Source organism: Desulfogranum marinum, from assembly GCF_963675105.2.
GTDB lineage: Bacteria > Desulfobacterota > Desulfobulbia > Desulfobulbales > Desulfobulbaceae > Desulfogranum > Desulfogranum marinum.
The window spans coordinates 77,650-94,603 of the sequence record NZ_CAXXRO010000004.1; the positions used below are offsets into that span (position 1 = coordinate 77,650).

At 49.1% G+C, this 16,954-nt stretch carries 12 protein-coding genes, 1 tRNA gene, 1 other RNA gene and 1 pseudogene; 12 read left to right on the forward strand and 3 right to left on the reverse strand.

The annotated features are described in order from the left end of the window. The first annotated feature begins 8 nt into the window (after nucleotides 1–8). The 7 genes from ACHZCY_RS09145 to ACHZCY_RS09175 all read left to right on the forward strand — a co-directional run bounded on the left by ACHZCY_RS09145 (nucleotide 9) and on the right by ACHZCY_RS09175 (nucleotide 5,577). Nucleotides 9–85, forward strand: a tRNA-Ile gene (locus ACHZCY_RS09145). Nucleotides 86–239: 154 nt separating this feature from the next. Then, nucleotides 240–1,085, forward strand: a complete 846-nt coding sequence (locus ACHZCY_RS09150) for a Nif3-like dinuclear metal center hexameric protein (RefSeq protein ID WP_205223981.1) — start codon at nucleotides 240–242, stop codon at nucleotides 1,083–1,085. 79 nt (nucleotides 1,086–1,164) lie between these two features. After that, nucleotides 1,165–1,896, forward strand: a complete 732-nt coding sequence (locus ACHZCY_RS09155) for a zinc ribbon domain-containing protein (protein ID WP_319548683.1) — start codon at nucleotides 1,165–1,167, stop codon at nucleotides 1,894–1,896. Continuing rightward, a complete protein-coding gene (locus tag ACHZCY_RS09160) occupies nucleotides 1,886–2,482 on the forward strand; it encodes a ribonuclease HI family protein (RefSeq protein ID WP_205223979.1) in 597 nt (198 codons plus the stop codon). Before ACHZCY_RS09155 ends, ACHZCY_RS09160 begins: the two co-directional genes overlap by 11 nt. Nucleotides 2,483–2,626: 144 nt before the next feature. Next, nucleotides 2,627–2,998: RNase P RNA component class A (gene rnpB / locus ACHZCY_RS09165), an RNA gene on the forward strand. Nucleotides 2,999–3,012: 14 nt separating this feature from the next. Further along, on the forward strand, nucleotides 3,013–4,212 hold the full coding sequence (gene ispD, locus ACHZCY_RS09170; protein WP_319548684.1) for a 2-C-methyl-D-erythritol 4-phosphate cytidylyltransferase: 1,200 nt from the start codon (nucleotides 3,013–3,015) through the stop codon (nucleotides 4,210–4,212). A 219-nt stretch (nucleotides 4,213–4,431) separates the two neighbouring features. After that, a complete protein-coding gene (locus ACHZCY_RS09175; protein ID WP_205223978.1) occupies nucleotides 4,432–5,577 on the forward strand; it encodes a M20/M25/M40 family metallo-hydrolase in 1,146 nt (381 codons plus the stop codon). Nucleotides 5,578–5,611: 34 nt separating this feature from the next. Here the strand turns inward: ACHZCY_RS09175 and selD are convergent, their stop codons facing one another. Beyond that, entirely contained in the window at nucleotides 5,612–6,667 is a 1,056-nt protein-coding gene (gene selD / locus ACHZCY_RS09180; protein ID WP_319548685.1) for a selenide, water dikinase SelD, read from the reverse strand. Nucleotides 6,668–7,081: 414 nt separating this feature from the next. On the opposite strand from selD, the gene purF reads away from it, so the two are divergent. The 5 genes and pseudogenes from purF to ACHZCY_RS09205 all read left to right on the forward strand — a co-directional run. Beyond that, nucleotides 7,082–8,518: an amidophosphoribosyltransferase gene (purF, locus tag ACHZCY_RS09185; protein ID WP_205223976.1), complete on the forward strand. Its 1,437-nt coding sequence runs from the start codon at nucleotides 7,082–7,084 to the stop codon at nucleotides 8,516–8,518. 99 nt (nucleotides 8,519–8,617) lie between these two features. Continuing rightward, entirely contained in the window at nucleotides 8,618–8,818 is a 201-nt protein-coding gene (locus ACHZCY_RS09190) for a ferredoxin (RefSeq protein WP_205223975.1), read from the forward strand. A 144-nt stretch (nucleotides 8,819–8,962) separates the two neighbouring features. After that, nucleotides 8,963–10,042, forward strand: coding sequence for a hypothetical protein (locus ACHZCY_RS09195; RefSeq protein WP_319548686.1), 1,080 nt, complete (start codon nucleotides 8,963–8,965; stop codon nucleotides 10,040–10,042). Next, the gene (locus tag ACHZCY_RS09200; RefSeq protein ID WP_319548687.1) at nucleotides 10,039–12,672 is read left to right on the forward strand and encodes a cytochrome ubiquinol oxidase subunit I; all 2,634 of its coding nucleotides are present in this window, start codon (nucleotides 10,039–10,041) and stop codon (nucleotides 12,670–12,672) included. The genes ACHZCY_RS09195 and ACHZCY_RS09200 overlap by 4 nt, the downstream gene beginning before the upstream one ends. Nucleotides 12,673–12,989: 317 nt before the next feature. Beyond that, nucleotides 12,990–13,496 (forward strand): annotated as a pseudogene (locus ACHZCY_RS09205) (methyltransferase family protein); the annotation flags it as partial. A gap of 51 nt (nucleotides 13,497–13,547) precedes the next feature. Here the strand turns inward: ACHZCY_RS09205 and ACHZCY_RS09210 are convergent. After that, entirely contained in the window at nucleotides 13,548–14,756 is a 1,209-nt protein-coding gene (locus tag ACHZCY_RS09210) for an acetate kinase (RefSeq protein WP_205223972.1), read from the reverse strand. A gap of 68 nt (nucleotides 14,757–14,824) precedes the next feature. Continuing rightward, nucleotides 14,825–16,942 (reverse strand): phosphate acetyltransferase, encoded by a 2,118-nt coding sequence (gene pta, locus ACHZCY_RS09215; protein ID WP_319548688.1) that lies wholly within the window; start codon nucleotides 16,940–16,942, stop codon nucleotides 14,825–14,827. Nucleotides 16,943–16,954: the final 12 nt, after the last annotated feature.

Below are 16,954 nucleotides of genomic sequence, written 5' to 3' on the forward strand. Positions count from 1 at the left end.
TTTTTTTGGGGCCTATAGCTCAGTTGGCTAGAGCCACCGGCTCATAACCGGTCGGTCCCTGGTTCGAGTCCAGGTAGGCCCACCATTTTTCGAAAAGCTACATTTTTTTTTAGCATTTGAATATATTCATCGGCTTGCGAAAAATTTTGCTGACACCTTCAGCAAAGCATTGTACCCCAATAGTCTATAAAGAGGTGCACCCCCACAGGGTGTGCCTCTTTTTCTTTATAGAGTAATACATGGCGCCAACGGTTCAAGAACTAATTAATATCCTACAAAAAATCGCCCCGGAAGCTCTTGCCGAAGACTGGGATAATGTCGGATTACTCGTCGGCAAGCCAAGCCAACCGATACACAAAGTATTACTGGCACTTGATCCCTCCCCCGCGCTTGTTAATGACGCAGTTGCCAACGATTGCGATCTCATCCTGACCCACCACCCAATCATATTTCGTCCGCTTACATCATTACGTACCGATCATCCCACAGGCCGATTTATAGCATCGGCGCTGCAGCATAACATTGCCGTAATTGGTTGCCACACAAATCTTGATGCTGCATTAGGTGGTGTGAGTGATGTTCTTGCCCAGGGATTGGGACTAATAAACACAAGCCCCCTAGTAGCCGGCCGGAGCGACTGCACCACCGAAAAACGTTGCGGCCTCGGCAGAATAGGTACATACAGCACCGCATTGCAACCGGATGATTTTATCAGCAGACTCCTCCAGACCTGTAGCCCCCCATGGCTGCTTGAAGCCGGCAAAAGGCCGCAGCGAGTAAAGACGGTGGCGGTCTGCGGCGGATCATGCGGAGATTTTGCCGAACGTGCCCTTGCCCAAGGGGCTGACGTTTTTGTAACCGCAGAAATTAAACACTCTGTTGCCCGCTGGGCGGAAGATGCAGGTTTCTGGATTATCGATGGCGGTCACTTTGCAACAGAAAACCCGGCAATGGCCGCCCTGCAACAACAACTGCAACAACACCTTGCAGCAACGAATACCCCCATCACCATTACAACCGCGCAGCAGCAGGCACCGCTACGAATAATAAAACAATCAATCGACACTGCTCTTAGGCTGGGCTGAACCCCGCATAAGACAACGAGATATATCCCACCCACAGAACCAAAGCAAGGCCCTTTGACAGGCAATCAAGGAGAACACATTGAAAGAAGAAATAGAAAAACTGATCAACCTCCAGGCAATAGATTCTGAAATTGCCGGATTTGACACAGATATTGCAGAAAAACAACAAATTATAACAGACCGGGAAAAGTCTATCCAGGAGAAAAAAGAGGCCATCGCCGCCTGCCTGGAAAAGACCGAGGCACTCCTGCAGCAGCAGCGTGACACCAATGCCGAAAACGAAGACGCAGGCACAAGAATCAAGGATCGGCAGAATAAAATGATGCAGGTCCAGACAAGTCGCGAACACCAGGCACTGCTAAAAGAAATTGAAGAGAACAAAAAACTGCTCAAAGAGACCGATGAAAAGGTTTTACACATCATGGAGCAGATTGAAGCAGTAAAACTTGAAGCAACAGAACTGGAAAACCTCTGCTCAGGTGAAAAAGAACTTCTTGAAGAGGAAACAGCGGCGGTCGAAAAAGAGATCAAAAAAATCGACACCACCAGAAAAAAAGTCGCGAGCCAACGCGATACCCTTTCTGAAGACCTCCAGGCAAAATCACTCAAACGATACAACATGCTCCTCAAAAAGCGTGATGGCCTGGCGGTTGTACCAGCTATTGAAAGAGTCTGCCAGGGCTGCTTTATGGCTGTCCCCCCTCAGCAGTTCAATGAAATCCGCAAAGGCGACAAACTTAATCTCTGCCCCAACTGTCAGCGCATTCTCTACTATAAGGTAAAAGAAGAGGAAGTAGCTGTTGAAAAATAATTTGCTGACCAAAAAGCAAATCCTAGACACCCTGGCAGAAAAACTTGACGATGCTCTTCTGACCCAACTTTTCCCAGGCTCTTCTCCCCAGGAAGTAAGATCTCTCCTCACCGGCAACCAGCCTGGTAAACAGGAAAAGACTCCGGCCACAAACGGCTTGCCCCAATCCAGTCCAGCAAAGCAGGACGGGCTGTGTCGACTTTTCACTGATGGTGCCTCGAGAGGCAATCCAGGTCAGGCAGGAGCGGGGGCAGTTCTTTTTAGCCTGGACGGTCACGAACTGGCCACATGTTCCGATTATCTTGGTATTTGCACTAATAATGTGGCAGAGTATAAAGCATTGCTGCTTGGTCTGAAAAAAGCTCTTGACCTTGGCTGTGTTTGCCTGGAGATTAACCTGGACTCAGAGTTGATTGTCCGCCAAATCCAGGGTCGCTACAAAGTAAAAAACGAAGCGCTCAAATTGCTCTACACAGATGTGATGGCAGTGCTTAAGCATTTTACAACCTGGAGCGTCAACCATGTGCCCAGGTCGCAAAATGCCAGGGCAGACGCCTTGGCTAACCAAGGTATCGACCAAAAATAAGTAACTATTCAGCAACACCCCATATCCGCACGATCCGGCAGGAAAACATAGCATTACTATGGTTATCCAGCCTGCTTGTACGCATCTGGAGCACTGCGGAATAGTTACAGATAATCATGTCATGCAAAGCTTGACACACCTTTTGGGGGTGAGCGCATGATCGCTCCGTTTCGTTGAATACGGAGAGGAAAGTCCGAACACCATAGGGTACGGTGGTTCGTAACGCGAACTTCAGGTAACTGAAGGAAAGTGCCACAGAAAATACACCGCCGATGGAATGCCCGGCATTCACAGGTAAGGTTGAAATGGTGAGGTAAGAGCTCACCGCTTCCATGGTGACATGGAAGGCACGGTAAACCACACCGGGTGCAAGACCAAATAGGGAAGTGTTTGAGGGCTACCCGTCCGAAACTTCCGGGTAGGTTGCACGAGGCAACGGGCGACTGTTGTCCCAGTCAAATGATCATGGTCCATCATTGATGGATACAGAATTCGGCTTATAGCTCACCCCCAATTTTTATTACGACGCAGTGAAATCGAATATATCTTCCTCATTCCCGCCGACAGCCGTCATCATTCCAGCAGCAGGGACTGGCTCCCGAATGGGAGGTGACCGGCCTAAACAGTTTCTCGACCTCTGCGGCCGGCCCTTGCTTGTCCGCACCTGCAGGCAATTTCTTACCCTGGAAGCAATCACATCCATTGTCATCGTTGCTCATCCAGACCATGAACTGGAAACAAAAGAGATGCTTTTTACTCATCTCCCTCAACATATTCACCATAAGCTCCTTTTCGCCCAAGGAGGTGCACGCAGGCAAGATTCCGTTCATGCCGGTCTCCACCTTCTCCCTGCAGCAATAGAAATAGTTCTGGTTCACGACGCGGCACGTCCTTTTGTTGACGAGGATACAATTGCTCGCACCATGGATGGCGCACGCACACATGGAGCAGTCATTGCCGCAGTGCCGGTCAAAGACACGTTAAAAAAAGTCATTGCAGATACCTGCATCATAACCACTACTGTTGACAGGTCTGATCTCTGGCAGGCGCAGACCCCACAGGCTGCAGGCAAGCAATTACTTCTCTCCGCTTTTGCCAATGCCTCTGCCACAGATTTTCAAGGCACTGACGAAGCCTCTCTGCTCGAACACCTGGGAGTGGAAGTGCAGGTGGTGCTGGGAAACGAGGAAAATGTAAAGATAACCCATCCAGGGGACCTGCAGCTTGCTGAAAAACTGCTCGCCCATGAGAAGATCATGAAAATTGGCCACGGCTACGACGCCCACCGACTTGTTAAGGACCGAAAACTCATCCTCGGAGGAGTGGAGATACCATATCACCTTGGACTGGATGGCCACTCCGATGCCGATGTGGTCTGTCACGCACTCACCGATGCCGTATTGGGAGCAATGGGTGCAGGAGACATTGGACGCCACTTCCCTGACAGTGATGCCCAGTATAAAAACATCTCAAGTATCTTTCTTCTGGAACAGGTCATTGAAAAAGCACAACAGGCTGGACTCCAGCTCGCCAATGCTGATATAACCATCGTCTGCCAGCAACCAAAACTGGCCGGCTATTTAAACGATATGCAACAGAACCTTGCCGGAGGATGCGCCGTGAGTCCGAAAGCGGTCAACATAAAGGCAACAACAACCGAAAAAATGGGATTTACCGGCCGTGGTGAGGGTATATCCGCTCATGCCGTGGTTCTCATGGGGTCAATCTAAAAGGCTATCTTGAAAAATTGCTTTTTCGCCCAATCTCTGCGTTATGCTTAAAAAATTATCCTCGGATGTAAGCGAAGACTCCGATATCAATTATATGCCTGTGGTAATTTTTTGCGCATGCCTTGGTCTTGGACGAAATATCTAATTTTTTAAGATACCCTGAATAGTTATAGTTCGGGGTAGATTGACTATTTTCTTATCTTCGCCAAATGGTTACAAATGAATATTAACAGAGAACGCCTGGCAGAAACCTTCGTCCTTTTATGCGAAACCGACAGTCCATCCCGGCAGGAAGGCAGGATGGCAAAACTGCTCAAGGATAAATTTAGCCAACTGGGCGCAACCGAAGTTACAGAAGATAACTCTGCAGCCCAAACCGGCTCTCAATGCGGCAATCTCATTATTCGCTTTGACGGCAGCCTGGACCTGGAACCGATTTTTTTCAGCTGCCATATGGATACGGTTGAACCTGCCTGTGGGATACAGGTAAAAAGAGACGGCGACATGTTTACCAGTGCCGGGGAAACCGTCCTCGGCAGTGATGACAAATCAGGTATCGCGGCCTGCATCGAACTTATAGAAACTTTGCGGGAAAACCGTATCGCCCATCGCCCGCTGGAATTTGTCATCACCACCTGCGAAGAGATCGGACTGCTCGGCGCAAAAGCATTAGATCCGGCGTATATACAGGCCAAAGAGGGATACGCGCTTGACTCCACCGGGTTTGCCAAGGTTGTTACCCAGGCACCTGCTGCCAACCGTTTGACCATTACAGTTTATGGTGTTGCCGCCCATGCCGGACTCCACCCGGAGTGGGGCGTCAATGCAATAACCGTTGCAGCCACAGCCTTATCAAGGTGCCCCACCGGCAGAATAGATGCAGAGACCACCGCCAACTTTGGTACCATCACCGGGGGAGCGGCCTCAAATATTGTTCCGGAAAAAGTGGTTATCGAAGGAGAGGTGCGCAGCCACCAGCTAGACAAACTGCACCAAGTAACGCAGGAGATAGAGCAGGCCTGTGCAGCTGTGGCTGCGGAGTGGAACGACCCCACCGGACAAGCAAAAGGTAGCCCGACCATTGATGTCACGGTTCACAATGATTTTCCCGCCATGCGTCTGGAACGGGAAAGCAAGACGATCCACCGTGTTGAAGAGGCGGCTAAACGTATTGGTTTGGACCTGACCTACGAGAAGGCCGGCGGCGGCAGTGATGCCAATATATTCAATGGCTATGGATTACCCACAGCCATTATTGCCACCGGCATGACCAATGTTCACTCAACAAACGAATGCTGTGACCTGCAGGATATGGTTGACCTGACCAGACTACTGATCAGTTTAAGCACAGCAACCACAATATGATAAAATTTCAGCCCGGATTGCTCATCAGTCCGGGTCAGGTAAAAAAAATCCGTCCAGGAACATCGCCGGCAATAACCTCACCGATCACCGCACACGGCAAAGGGTAGCCATTACTCTGCAGCAATGATATCAGCCTATGGGCATCATCCGGCTCCATGGACAACAGCAAACCGCCGGATGTCTGGGGATCATATCCCACCATTTCCAACGAGTCCATTTCAGGAAGGGTGGATGAGACCCACTTACTGTAAAAACTGCGATTGGTATACGCACCTTCGGGAATAATGCCCATATCAGCAAATTCAATCGCCTCAGATAATATCGGCAGGCTTCCCGAGTCTATCCTGATGTTCACTCCAGAGGCTTCGGCCACTTCATGCACATGACCGAACAGACCAAAACCTGTAATATCGGTTGCGGCATGCACGCTAACCCTATCCTCTCCGTCTCCACCAACATACTCCATGGGCTGCCGATTCAACATCGCCATGGTATCCACCATTTTCTTTTCAATGGCCGCCGACCCCAGCCCACCTTTGATAGCAGTCGAAAGAATTCCTGTACCAAGAGGTTTGGTCAGCACCAGTAGATCGCCGACCCTGGCGCCGCTGTTGAGTAAGATATTTTGCGGATGGACAGTACCGGTAACCGACAGACCATATTTTAATTCCTGATCTTCAATGGAATGTCCTCCCACCAACAGTGCACCAGCCTCCTTGACCTTAGACAAGCCGCCCTCAACAACCTGTCTGAATATCTCGTCGGCCATGGTCTTGACAGGACAGGCAAGGATATTCATGCACAAAAGCGGTTTACCGCCCATGGCATACACATCCGACAGGGCATTGGCGGCAGCTATCTGGCCAAAGCTGAAAGGATCGTCAACAATGGGGGTGAAAAAATCCAGGGTCAGGATTAAGGCGGTTGTCTCGTTGAGTTGATACACCCCGGCATCTTCGTTGGTTTCGCAACCAACAATTAATTTTTCGTCCTTGGGCAGGTCAAGCCCACATAATATACGGCCCAGGTCCCCTGGGCCCAGCTTAGCAGCTCAACCGGCTGCTTGTACTGTCTGGGTCAGTCTGGTCATTTGTCAGTTTTATAGAAAAAATTACAATGTCGATGAGGTTGTTTATTCAGTAAATTTTGGATGCAACAAAAGAGTTGGATCAATTAGCAATTTTTCAAAATAGCCGTTAGGTACAAAAAGGCATAGCCCAAAAAAAGCTAAATAGCATCGTAAAATTGGAACGAATGGTAAAACAGTCTATCTTTCAACAAAAAACATGGTTCATATCGATAAAATCGAACGTTTTATTACCTGATCAGCATTATTTGAACAAAAATACTCTATATTACCTTGAAAAAAAATCTGTAATCTGTTTGTAAATAGTGCTTTGAGGCAGATGTTCATTCATGCACTGCTATTGAGGCACAAGGAATTGTTCTTTGTGCCTTTCAATTTTGCTCCACCTGCCTCCCTGCACCAGTAGATCCTCACGTCATGAGTAAAATAGAAACACAACTTTCCGAAGGCCAAAATCCAGATAAACCACGTCACGAATGCGGCATCTGCGGTATATACGGCCATGAAGACGCAGCCAAGCTTGCCTATTTCGGCCTTTACGCTCTGCAACACCGCGGCCAGGAAAGCGCCGGCATTGTTGCCTCTAATGGCGAGCAGGTAACAATTCATAAAAACATGGGCCTTGTGCCCGAGGTTTTCAGCGAACAAAACCTGCAAAAACTTTCCGGCCATATGGCTGTCGGCCATGTTCGCTATTCCACGACCGGGGAATCAAACGTCATCAACACTCAACCATTTTTGGTCCACCATAAAGGGCTCCCTTTAAGCGTAGCCCATAACGGCAACCTCACCAACTCCATCTCGCTCCGCAAAACACTGGAACAACAGGGCTCTATTTTCCAGACATCCATGGACAGTGAGATCGTTGTCCACCTGATGGCCAGATATCTTGACCAAGGACTCAACGAGGCTATCAAGCACACCTTTACCGACATCCAGGGAGCTTACTCGCTGCTGCTGATGACCCAAGACACCATGATCGCCGTTCGCGACCCCCGTGGATTCAGACCGCTTTGCCTGGGTAAACTCGGAAACGGCGCATGGGTAGTAGCCTCAGAGACCTGTGCTCTTGACCTTATAGAAGCTGAATATATCCGCGAGATAGAGCCTGGCGAGGTCCTTATCATCAACAAAGAAGGTATAGACTCTCTCTTTCCTTGGGAACAGTGTCAGCCTAGCTTCTGCATCTTTGAACATGTTTATTTTGCGCGGCCGGACAGTGATGTCTTTGGATTCAATGTTTACCGAGCCCGTAAACGGATGGGCGAAATCCTGGCTCGAGAAACAAATATCGATGCAGACTTTGTTATGCCGTTTCCCGACTCAGGCAACTACGCTGCCATCGGCTACTCAAACGCCTCTGGAATTCCCATGGAGATGGGAATGATCAGAAACCACTATGTCGGCAGAACATTTATCCAGCCGACTCAATCCATGCGCGACTTTTCAGTGCGGGTCAAACTCAACCCTGTCCGCTGCCTTCTCAGAGGTAGAAGGGTCATCATTGTCGAGGACTCTATCATCAGAGGGACTACCGGTCGCAGCCGCGTCCAAAGTCTGAGACAGGCCGGGGCAAAAGAGGTCCACATGGTCGTCAGCTGTCCACCAACCCGCCATGGTTGTTACTATGGGATAGACTTTCCCTCCAACCACCAACTCGTTGCTGCCGACAACACTATAGAAGGCATTCGGGATTATCTTGGCCTGGACTCTCTCTCCTACCTCAGTGTGGATGGACTGGTTGAAGCCACCGGCTTGAGCAAAGACCACTTCTGCCTGGCTTGCTTCACTGGTAACTACCCGATCCTGCCTGACAAAAACTTCACCAAAGATGCATTATCAGGTCACCAGTAAAACAGTTGATTGTCCGAGACAACATAACGTATTATACTGAGCACATGCTGTTCATCTGTTCGCCATACGGAAGGAAACAACCTGGGAAGTGGTGACGCTATGCATGAAATCATTATCGACACTTATCTATGCAATGCTTGCAAAACCTGCATTGAAATGTGCCCTGATGTATTCGAACTCAATGAATTAACAGGCAAAGCAGCGTTAATTCATTCGGACCAGAAAGTAACTGATGCCATACGTGAGGCAGCTGCCTACTGTCCGGAAAAATGTATTGAAATACAGGAGTCGATTCCATAGCTACTGTTCTTCTGTAAATGGTATTTAGGCCCGACAACGGCGTTAAAGCAAATCGGAAAATGAGAGGCTCTGCTACTCATCCTTGCTGTAGCATTCCAGCCTCTTCTTATCCTATGTATGTCTGGATTCACAAAAGGAGGCCCCATGGATCCCACGACCCTTATTCCCACCCCGGATGCCATACCTGTACACTGGGGCTGGTTCCATATCCTGCTCCTCGTCACCTTTACTCTGCATATCCTGCTCATGAATATCATGCTGGGTACGGTCTTTATTGCAGCAGCAAACCACTTCACCCGTGATGGAGCCGGCTCCCCGCCAACCAAGGCGGTTGCCGAAAAACTTCCCTTTACCATAGCCTTTGCCGTTAATTTCGGCGTTGCCCCCCTGCTGTTTGTCCAGGTTCTGTATGGGCACCTTATCTATACCAGCTCCATCCTGATGGGAACCTTCTGGCTCTCCATAATCGGCATACTCATAGCTGCTTACTATCTTGCTTATATCTATAAGTACAAATACCTCCAGTTGGAAAAGGGCAGAGCCCTGCTCACCGGAGCGATCTGCATCATGCTGCTTTTCATCGCTTTTTTGTTTAGCAACAATTTGACGCTCATGCTTCATCCCGAATCTTGGCCGCGTTATTTTGACAGCCCCGGCGGGTTACTCCTTAATCTGGCCGATCCAACCATATGGCCAAGGTACCTGCATTTTATACTCTCGGCGATTGCAGTTGGCGGTATGAGTATCGCGCTCTTTTTTACCTATAAAAAACACACCGGCGATCCGGAGGCGGCACCATGGATTAAATATGGGTGTAAATGGTTTGCCTATGCGACTTTTATAAACTTTGGAATCGGTGCATGGTTCCTCGGCTCACTGCCCCGGGGACTTGTTTCGATGCACACCGCCGCAGGCGTCTTTTTTGTGATCTTTCTCATCTGCGGTATCATCGCCGCTGTGTTTGCAGCACTGCTTGCACTCAAAGAAAGGGTTATGCCGGCTCTCTATAGCTTGCTCACAGCCATCGTCTTGATGATACTGGCTCGGGACATGCTCCGAACCCTTTATCTCCAACCGTGGTTTTCCCGGTCCGAGCTAACAGTGCAGGCATCCTACTCTCCTCTGCTGGTTTTTCTCCTCTTTTTTATCGGCGGAATGGCTCTTATCGGCTGGATGCTGAAAATTACCTTTCAAAATACCGACAACCAGGAGGTGCAGTCGTGAACTACCCTGTCTGGCAACTTGATTTTTTCGGTGGCGGGTTCCTGATAGCAGCCATAGCTGTCTTCCATGTATATATCTCCCACTTTGCCGTGGGAGGCGGTCTGTTCCTTGTCCTTACAGAGATGAAGGCGTACAGGGATGAAGACAACGCCATCCTTGAATACGTCCGCAAACATGCTCAATTTTTCCTGCTGGTAACGATGGTTGCCGGCGGTATTACCGGAGTCGGTATCTGGTTTACCATTGCCCTGCTCAATCCGGCCGCGACATCAGTGCTGATCCATACCTTTGTTTTTGGCTGGGCAGCAGAATGGGTCTTCTTTGTCATCGAAATAGTTGCCCTGTTTATTTACTATTACAGCTTCGGCAAAATGCAGCGGAAGTATCACCTTATCATTGGCTGGATTTATTTTGGTGCAGCATGGATGTCGCTTTTTATCATTAACGGCATCATTGACTTTATGCTCACTCCGGGCAGCTGGATCGAAAATCAGAATTTCTGGTCAGGTTTTTTCAACCCCACATTCTGGCCGGCACTGGCATTCAGGACCTTTTTTGCGCTGCTCATCGCCGGGCTGTTCGGCTTTGTCACTGCAACCTGGATAAAAAAGGAAACGCTCCGTGTTTCCATGACCCGTTTTGCAGCCTTATGGCTGCTTATTCCTTTTGTCTTGTTCATCTTTTCCGCCTATTGGTACAAGGCAGCCTTGCCTGCAGATATCCAGGAAATGCTGTTTGAACGAATGCCCGCCATGACCCCCTATATCAGCGGGTTTATCTGGATATCTCCTCTCCTGGTACTGGGTGGCCTCCTGCTTGCCATCCGTATGCCGAGGGCAGTGACCAGGCCTATCGCGTTGACGATGCTCATCATTGGTCTGCTGTATATGGGATGTTTTGAATTCATGCGTGAAGGCGGTCGCAAGCCCTATATTATTTACGACCATATGTACTCCAATTCGATTTTCACCAATGACATGGAGCAAATCAACCAGCAGGGCCTCCTTGCCAATGCCAAATGGATTAAGAACAAATCCATTACCGATGATAATCGACTGGAAACAGGACGAGAGCTCTACAACGTTCTCTGTCTCTCCTGCCATGCCGTAGGCGGCCCAATGCATGGTATTGAAAAATTGACTGCCGGATTTACTCCTTCCGGCCTAGACGCGATGATCAGCGGTATGGACATTTTTCATCCATACATGCCACCCTATGCAGGCACAGATGAAGAACGATACGCTCTGGCTTATTATATAGCTTATGGACTGAACGGGAGACTGGACCCGGAAACGACCGTTCCGGTCAGCAAAAAAAGAATAGCTGTGCCGACGTTTAACAGTGACGAATCTACCCATGTGCTGCTTGCATGGAATACATTGGGCATGCATACCATCAGTGACACCTATGAACACTGGTCCCTGCAGGCACCCGGCAACAATGTTTATGCCCAACTGATCCTGCGTGGCGAGACCCCGGAAGTCGTTACCGATGAGGTGGTGCTCAACTATCGCGTGGAGTCAGCCTTTTCAACGCCTGCAGATCATGTACATTTCTGGGACAGCTCCGCCATCCTTTTCGGCAACAAGCTTGAACCCAACACAGGCCTGAGCGGTTCCAAAATGCAGGGTACCATGACCCAGGAAGACGGTTTCTTCCTGGCCGACCAGATTCCGGTTGTTCCCTATACCAAAGATGGCTACGATCCTTACCCCATTGTTACCATAGAAGCGAAATCTGCCGACGGCACCCTGCTGGCCACCACCAAGGTCGCTGCACCGGTGTCAACCGAGATGGGATGTTATCAATGCCACGGAGGCCAATGGCGGGTTGAGAATAAAGCCGGCTTTACCCAGACGACTGCCCGCAATATTCTTGCCGTACACGATAGGATGAGCGGCACCCAGTTGCTGGCGCAGGCCGAAGCGGGTAAACCACAACGGTGCCAAAGCTGTCACAGTGGCCAGGCAACCGAAACAGATGGAAGCTCCGCACCCCTTAACCTTTCTGCTTCCATGCACGGCTTTCACTCAGCTTTTCTCAAGGGTCAGGGTGCAGAGTCCTGCAGCCTTTGCCACCCTTCATCTCCTACCGGAGCGACCCAGTCTCTGCGGGGCATACATAATGAAATAGGCCTTGATTGTACCAGTTGTCACGGATCTATTGAAGAACATGCCATGAGCCTCCTCAAAGGCGAAGCAGACAAGGGCCAACCCAAGGCCTCTGCGCTTGCGCAGTACTTGCAGCCCTACGTGGTAACACCGCCCGACGAGATTACAGCTCGCCAACCGTGGGTAAACCAACCGGACTGCCTCAACTGCCACCTGGAATTTGAAGCACCGGAAAGTGATTCAACCTTTAATCAGTGGACAGCATCAGCAGAAGAGCTATACAGCAACAGGACCGATGAAAGCGGCTCACTGTTTTGTGCGGCCTGTCACTCCAGCCCCCATGGAATATACCCTGCAGCCAACGGATATGGTGAGCAGGTGCATACTATCCAACCATTACAGTACCAAGGCAATACCTTGCCCATTGGTTCAAATTTCAACTGTGCAGTCTGTCACACGGTGGAGATGGAAGACGAGATGCACCATCCCAATATGTTACGCGAATTTCGTAACCAATAAACGGTTCTCCGGTGGTGCAGAACATTGCACCACCGGAACAACCTCTACACACGCGTACCAGGGACGGCAAGGGCATGCTTATCACAATTCTCCTCTGGGCCTTCTGGTGCCTGCTGCATAGCCTGCTCATCCATCAAACGGTGCAAAACAAGCTGTATACATGAGCCCGTTGATTTACTGTCTTTTCGCCCAATCTCTTTGTTATGCTGAAAAAATAATCCTCGGAATATCAACTATATGCCTGTGGTTATTTTTTCAGCATGCCTTGACCTTGAACGAAAACCCTAGTAAATCAACAGACTCATACATGGAGTAGCAAACTTTCGCCAGGAACCTACCGGCTGTGCTACATCCTGTTTTCCCTCATAACCCTGGCACCGGTCGTTGGTTACACCCTTGCCCAAGAACAAACCGTACTCTTTGCCTTTTCCGGAGCCTGGAGAATCTTGCAAATACTCCTGCTCTGCTATGCAGCACTGATGTTTTATTTGGGAAGTCAGGCCTATGACATGCCTTTTTTCCTTGGGTTACGACAATGGAAAGATTTTCGTGACGGGAGAGCGCAGAGGGCAATTGAATTTCACCACAGCGGCATTTTACGATATGTTCGCCACCCCTGGTACAGTGGCGGGATTGCATTAGTATGGGTAACAAGTACGCTGACAACGGTATCCCTGCCGGTAAGGATGCTCCTTACCGGCTATTTCATAATTGGGACCATACTGGAAGAAAGGCGATTAAAAAAGGAATTGGGACAGCCCTATATTGCATATTGCAAGCAAGTACCCATGCTGCTGCCCTGGAAGCTGTTCAGAATTTTCTAACTTGAGCTCCCCGCGAATCTTGTGTTACTGCGTAGGAAAAAATTCGATTAATTACCCCTGTACGACCTGCAACGTTTCTCTGGCAATGGCCAATTCCTCATTGGTAGGAATCACAAAAACAGGAATAGTACTCTCTTTGCTGCTGATACAGGTCGGCTGCTTAACACGCTGGGCATTGGCTTCCAGATCCAACTGAATCCCGAAGACCTCCATTCCCTGCAGTGACAATTCACGTACCTTAGGATCATTTTCACCGATACCGGCGGTAAAAACAATGGCATCTACCCTGCCAAGCACTGCCATATACGCACCTATATATTTTTTGTTCCGATAGGTCTGCACATCCAGGGCTATTTTTGCCTGCTTATTGCCCTCTGCAATGGCATCATGGATGTCACGCATGTCATTCATACCGCACAGCCCTTTGAGGCCTGACTCTTTGTTGAGTACAGCATCAATTTCCTCTATATCCATCCCTTTGTTCCGGTGAAGAAAGGTATGAATGGCAGGATCGACATCACCTGACCTGGTTCCCATGACCAACCCTTCCAGAGGAGTCATTCCAAGAGAAGTATCTACACTCTGTCCATTTTCAATGGCTGTCATCGAACAACCGTTGCCAAGGTGGACTGTTATCAGATTACATTCAGCCAACGGTTTACGCAGTAACTTGGCTGTCTCTGCGGCAATAAATTTATGGGACGTACCATGGAATCCGTAGCGGCGAATGCGGTCTTCTGCATAGTATGCATAGGGTAGAGCATACATATAGGCACGCTCCGGCATGGTTTGATGAAAAGCTGTATCAAAAACAGCGACCTGCTTAACATCAGCAAAAATATCCATGGCAACCGTAATACCATCCAGATTGGCCGGATTATGAAGTGGTGCAAGTGGGATATTGGCTGTAATTGCCTCCAGCACTTCGGGAGTAATAACCGTGGGCTCATGAAAATCTTCCCCCCCATGTACCACGCGGTGCCCAACAGCGCCGATTTCAGAGGCATCTTCAATAACGCCGACCTCACTATCGGTTAACAGGGAAATTGCGGCAAGCATACCTTGCTTATGGTCTGCAATACGCTGCTCGCGGGTCACCTTATTTTCCTGGTCTGTATCCGGATGAAACTTGGTCACCAGATTGCCCACCGGCTCCCCAATCCGCTCAACAAGCCCGGAAGCCAGCACGCTTTCTGATTCCATATCAAGTACCTGGTACTTGATCGAAGAACTTCCTGAATTAATTACAAGTATTTTCATTTCTACTCCAACAAATAAATATCGTGATAACCAACGAACATGCAAAAAGCCCGTCCGGTTTCAGAACATTAAGATTTTGCTGCCTCCTGAGCCTGAATAGCAGTAAGAGCAACAGTATCAACAATATCATGGGCCGAACAACCACGCGACAGATCATTAACTGGTTTGTTCAACCCTTGGAGAACAGGCCCCATGGCAACCGCATTGGCTGCACGCTGCACAGCTTTATAGGTATTGTTTCCGGTATTAAGATCTGGAAAAATAAAAACCGTGGCCCTTCCGGCAACAACAGAATCCGGCGATTTTAGCTTGGCGACTCCAAGGTCAAAAGCAGCATCATACTGCAACGGCCCTTCTAACGGATAATCGAGTCCACGCTCTTTCATGAGTTGCTTGGCAATGGCAGTAGCCTCGACAACCTTCTCAACATCCTGCCCGCTTCCAGAGCCACCGGTTGAATAACTCAAAAGCGCCACCCGTGGTTCAATATTAAAAATCTTGGCGGTTTCCGCAGAGGAAATGGCAATTTCCGCCAGTTCACGCGCATTGGGATTCGGTACGACGGCACAGTCTCCAAATGCTAGGACCTTGCTTTGAAAACACATAATAAAAATCGAGGAAACCACTGAAACGCCGGGCTTGGTCTTAACAAACTCAAAGGCAGGCCTGATGGTTTGCGCCGTTGTTGTGATCGACCCCGACACCATGCCGTCGGCCAGCCCCTTATGTACCATCATGGTTCCGAAATAGGTGGGATCAGACATACGGTCGCGCGCCACATCAAGGACGATTCCCTTGTGTTTGCGGGCGTCAAAATAGGTTTCAACAAATTCATCGAAATATTCTGATCCAACCGGGTCAATAATTCTTGCCCCCTCAATATTGATTCCCAGGCTGGCGGCCTTAATGCTCAATTCATTTTCACGCCCCAGCAGGGTCAAATCTGCAATACCTCGCCGAAGTATAATATCAGCAGCTTGAAGTACACGCTCGCCATGCCCTTCAGGCAGTACAATATGCTGCCGCGGATTCGACGCCTTCTCTACAAGCGAATACTCAAACATACGTGGCGTAATACGAGTAGAAGTCCGGGAAACAACCCGCTCGCCCAATTCCCGAATATCTACATGCTTGTTAAACCAGCCCATGGCTGTTGCGATTCGCTTATCATCGCTTGCCTCTATCCGCCCATACAACTCATTTACACTTTGCACCGTATCGTAGGTATGCGCTTCAACAAACAAGACCGGAACGGGAATCCCCGTCCATCCTTCTATTAATTTCTGTACACTGGGCCGCAGATCAATACCACCGGTGATGACAATGCCGGCAATGTTCGGATAAGCGCTGGATATTCGGGAAGCTAAACTGGCGATGATGATATCGGAACGATCGCCGGGCGTAATGACCAAGCTCCCCGGCTTCAGGTAATCAAGGAAATTACCGATCTGCATTGCCGCCACCAGGTAATTGTCGACCAAAGTCAGCAAACTGGATTCACCGTAGAGTACCTCGGCCCCCAACCACCGTTTCACATCCTCAACAGACGGGTTGCCAAGCGATTTGTGTTCAGGAATAACATAGAGGGGAATAGAGCGGTTAAACTGAGCCATACACTTGATATTACCGGCAGTTTCTTCAAGAAACCCTTCTGGAGCACGATTAATGATGCACCCTGCCAGTTCAACACCTTTCTCTTCAAGCGTGTCGATTGTAATGGCTGTATAGGCACATATATCGTCGGTACTTTTATTTCTCCCAGAGGCAACGGCAAGTACGGAGGCACCTAGATTGACGGCAATATCTGCATTCAGGTCAAACTCAAAGTTGGCGTCCTTACCTCGAAAATCAGTCCCTTCGCAGAGGACAAAATCGTATTTTTTCTCCAGTTCTTTATATTTCATGAGAATCTTCTCAAACAGAATATCCTCCTGACCTGACGTAATCAACTGTCTGGCCTGGGTTATAGTGAAGGCATAGCTGTCTTCATAGGGAATATCCAGCTTGAAATATTTCAGAACCAAGTCCAGGTCATGGTCATTGCGTCCAAACCCAAGATCATTGATAATAGGTCTGAAGAAAGCAACACGACCGACCTGTTTAAGAATGATCTGCATGACGCCAAGTACGATGGCTGATTTGCCGCTTCTCTCTTCAGCAGCTGTGATGTATAGATTATTCGACATTTGTAGCCTCTT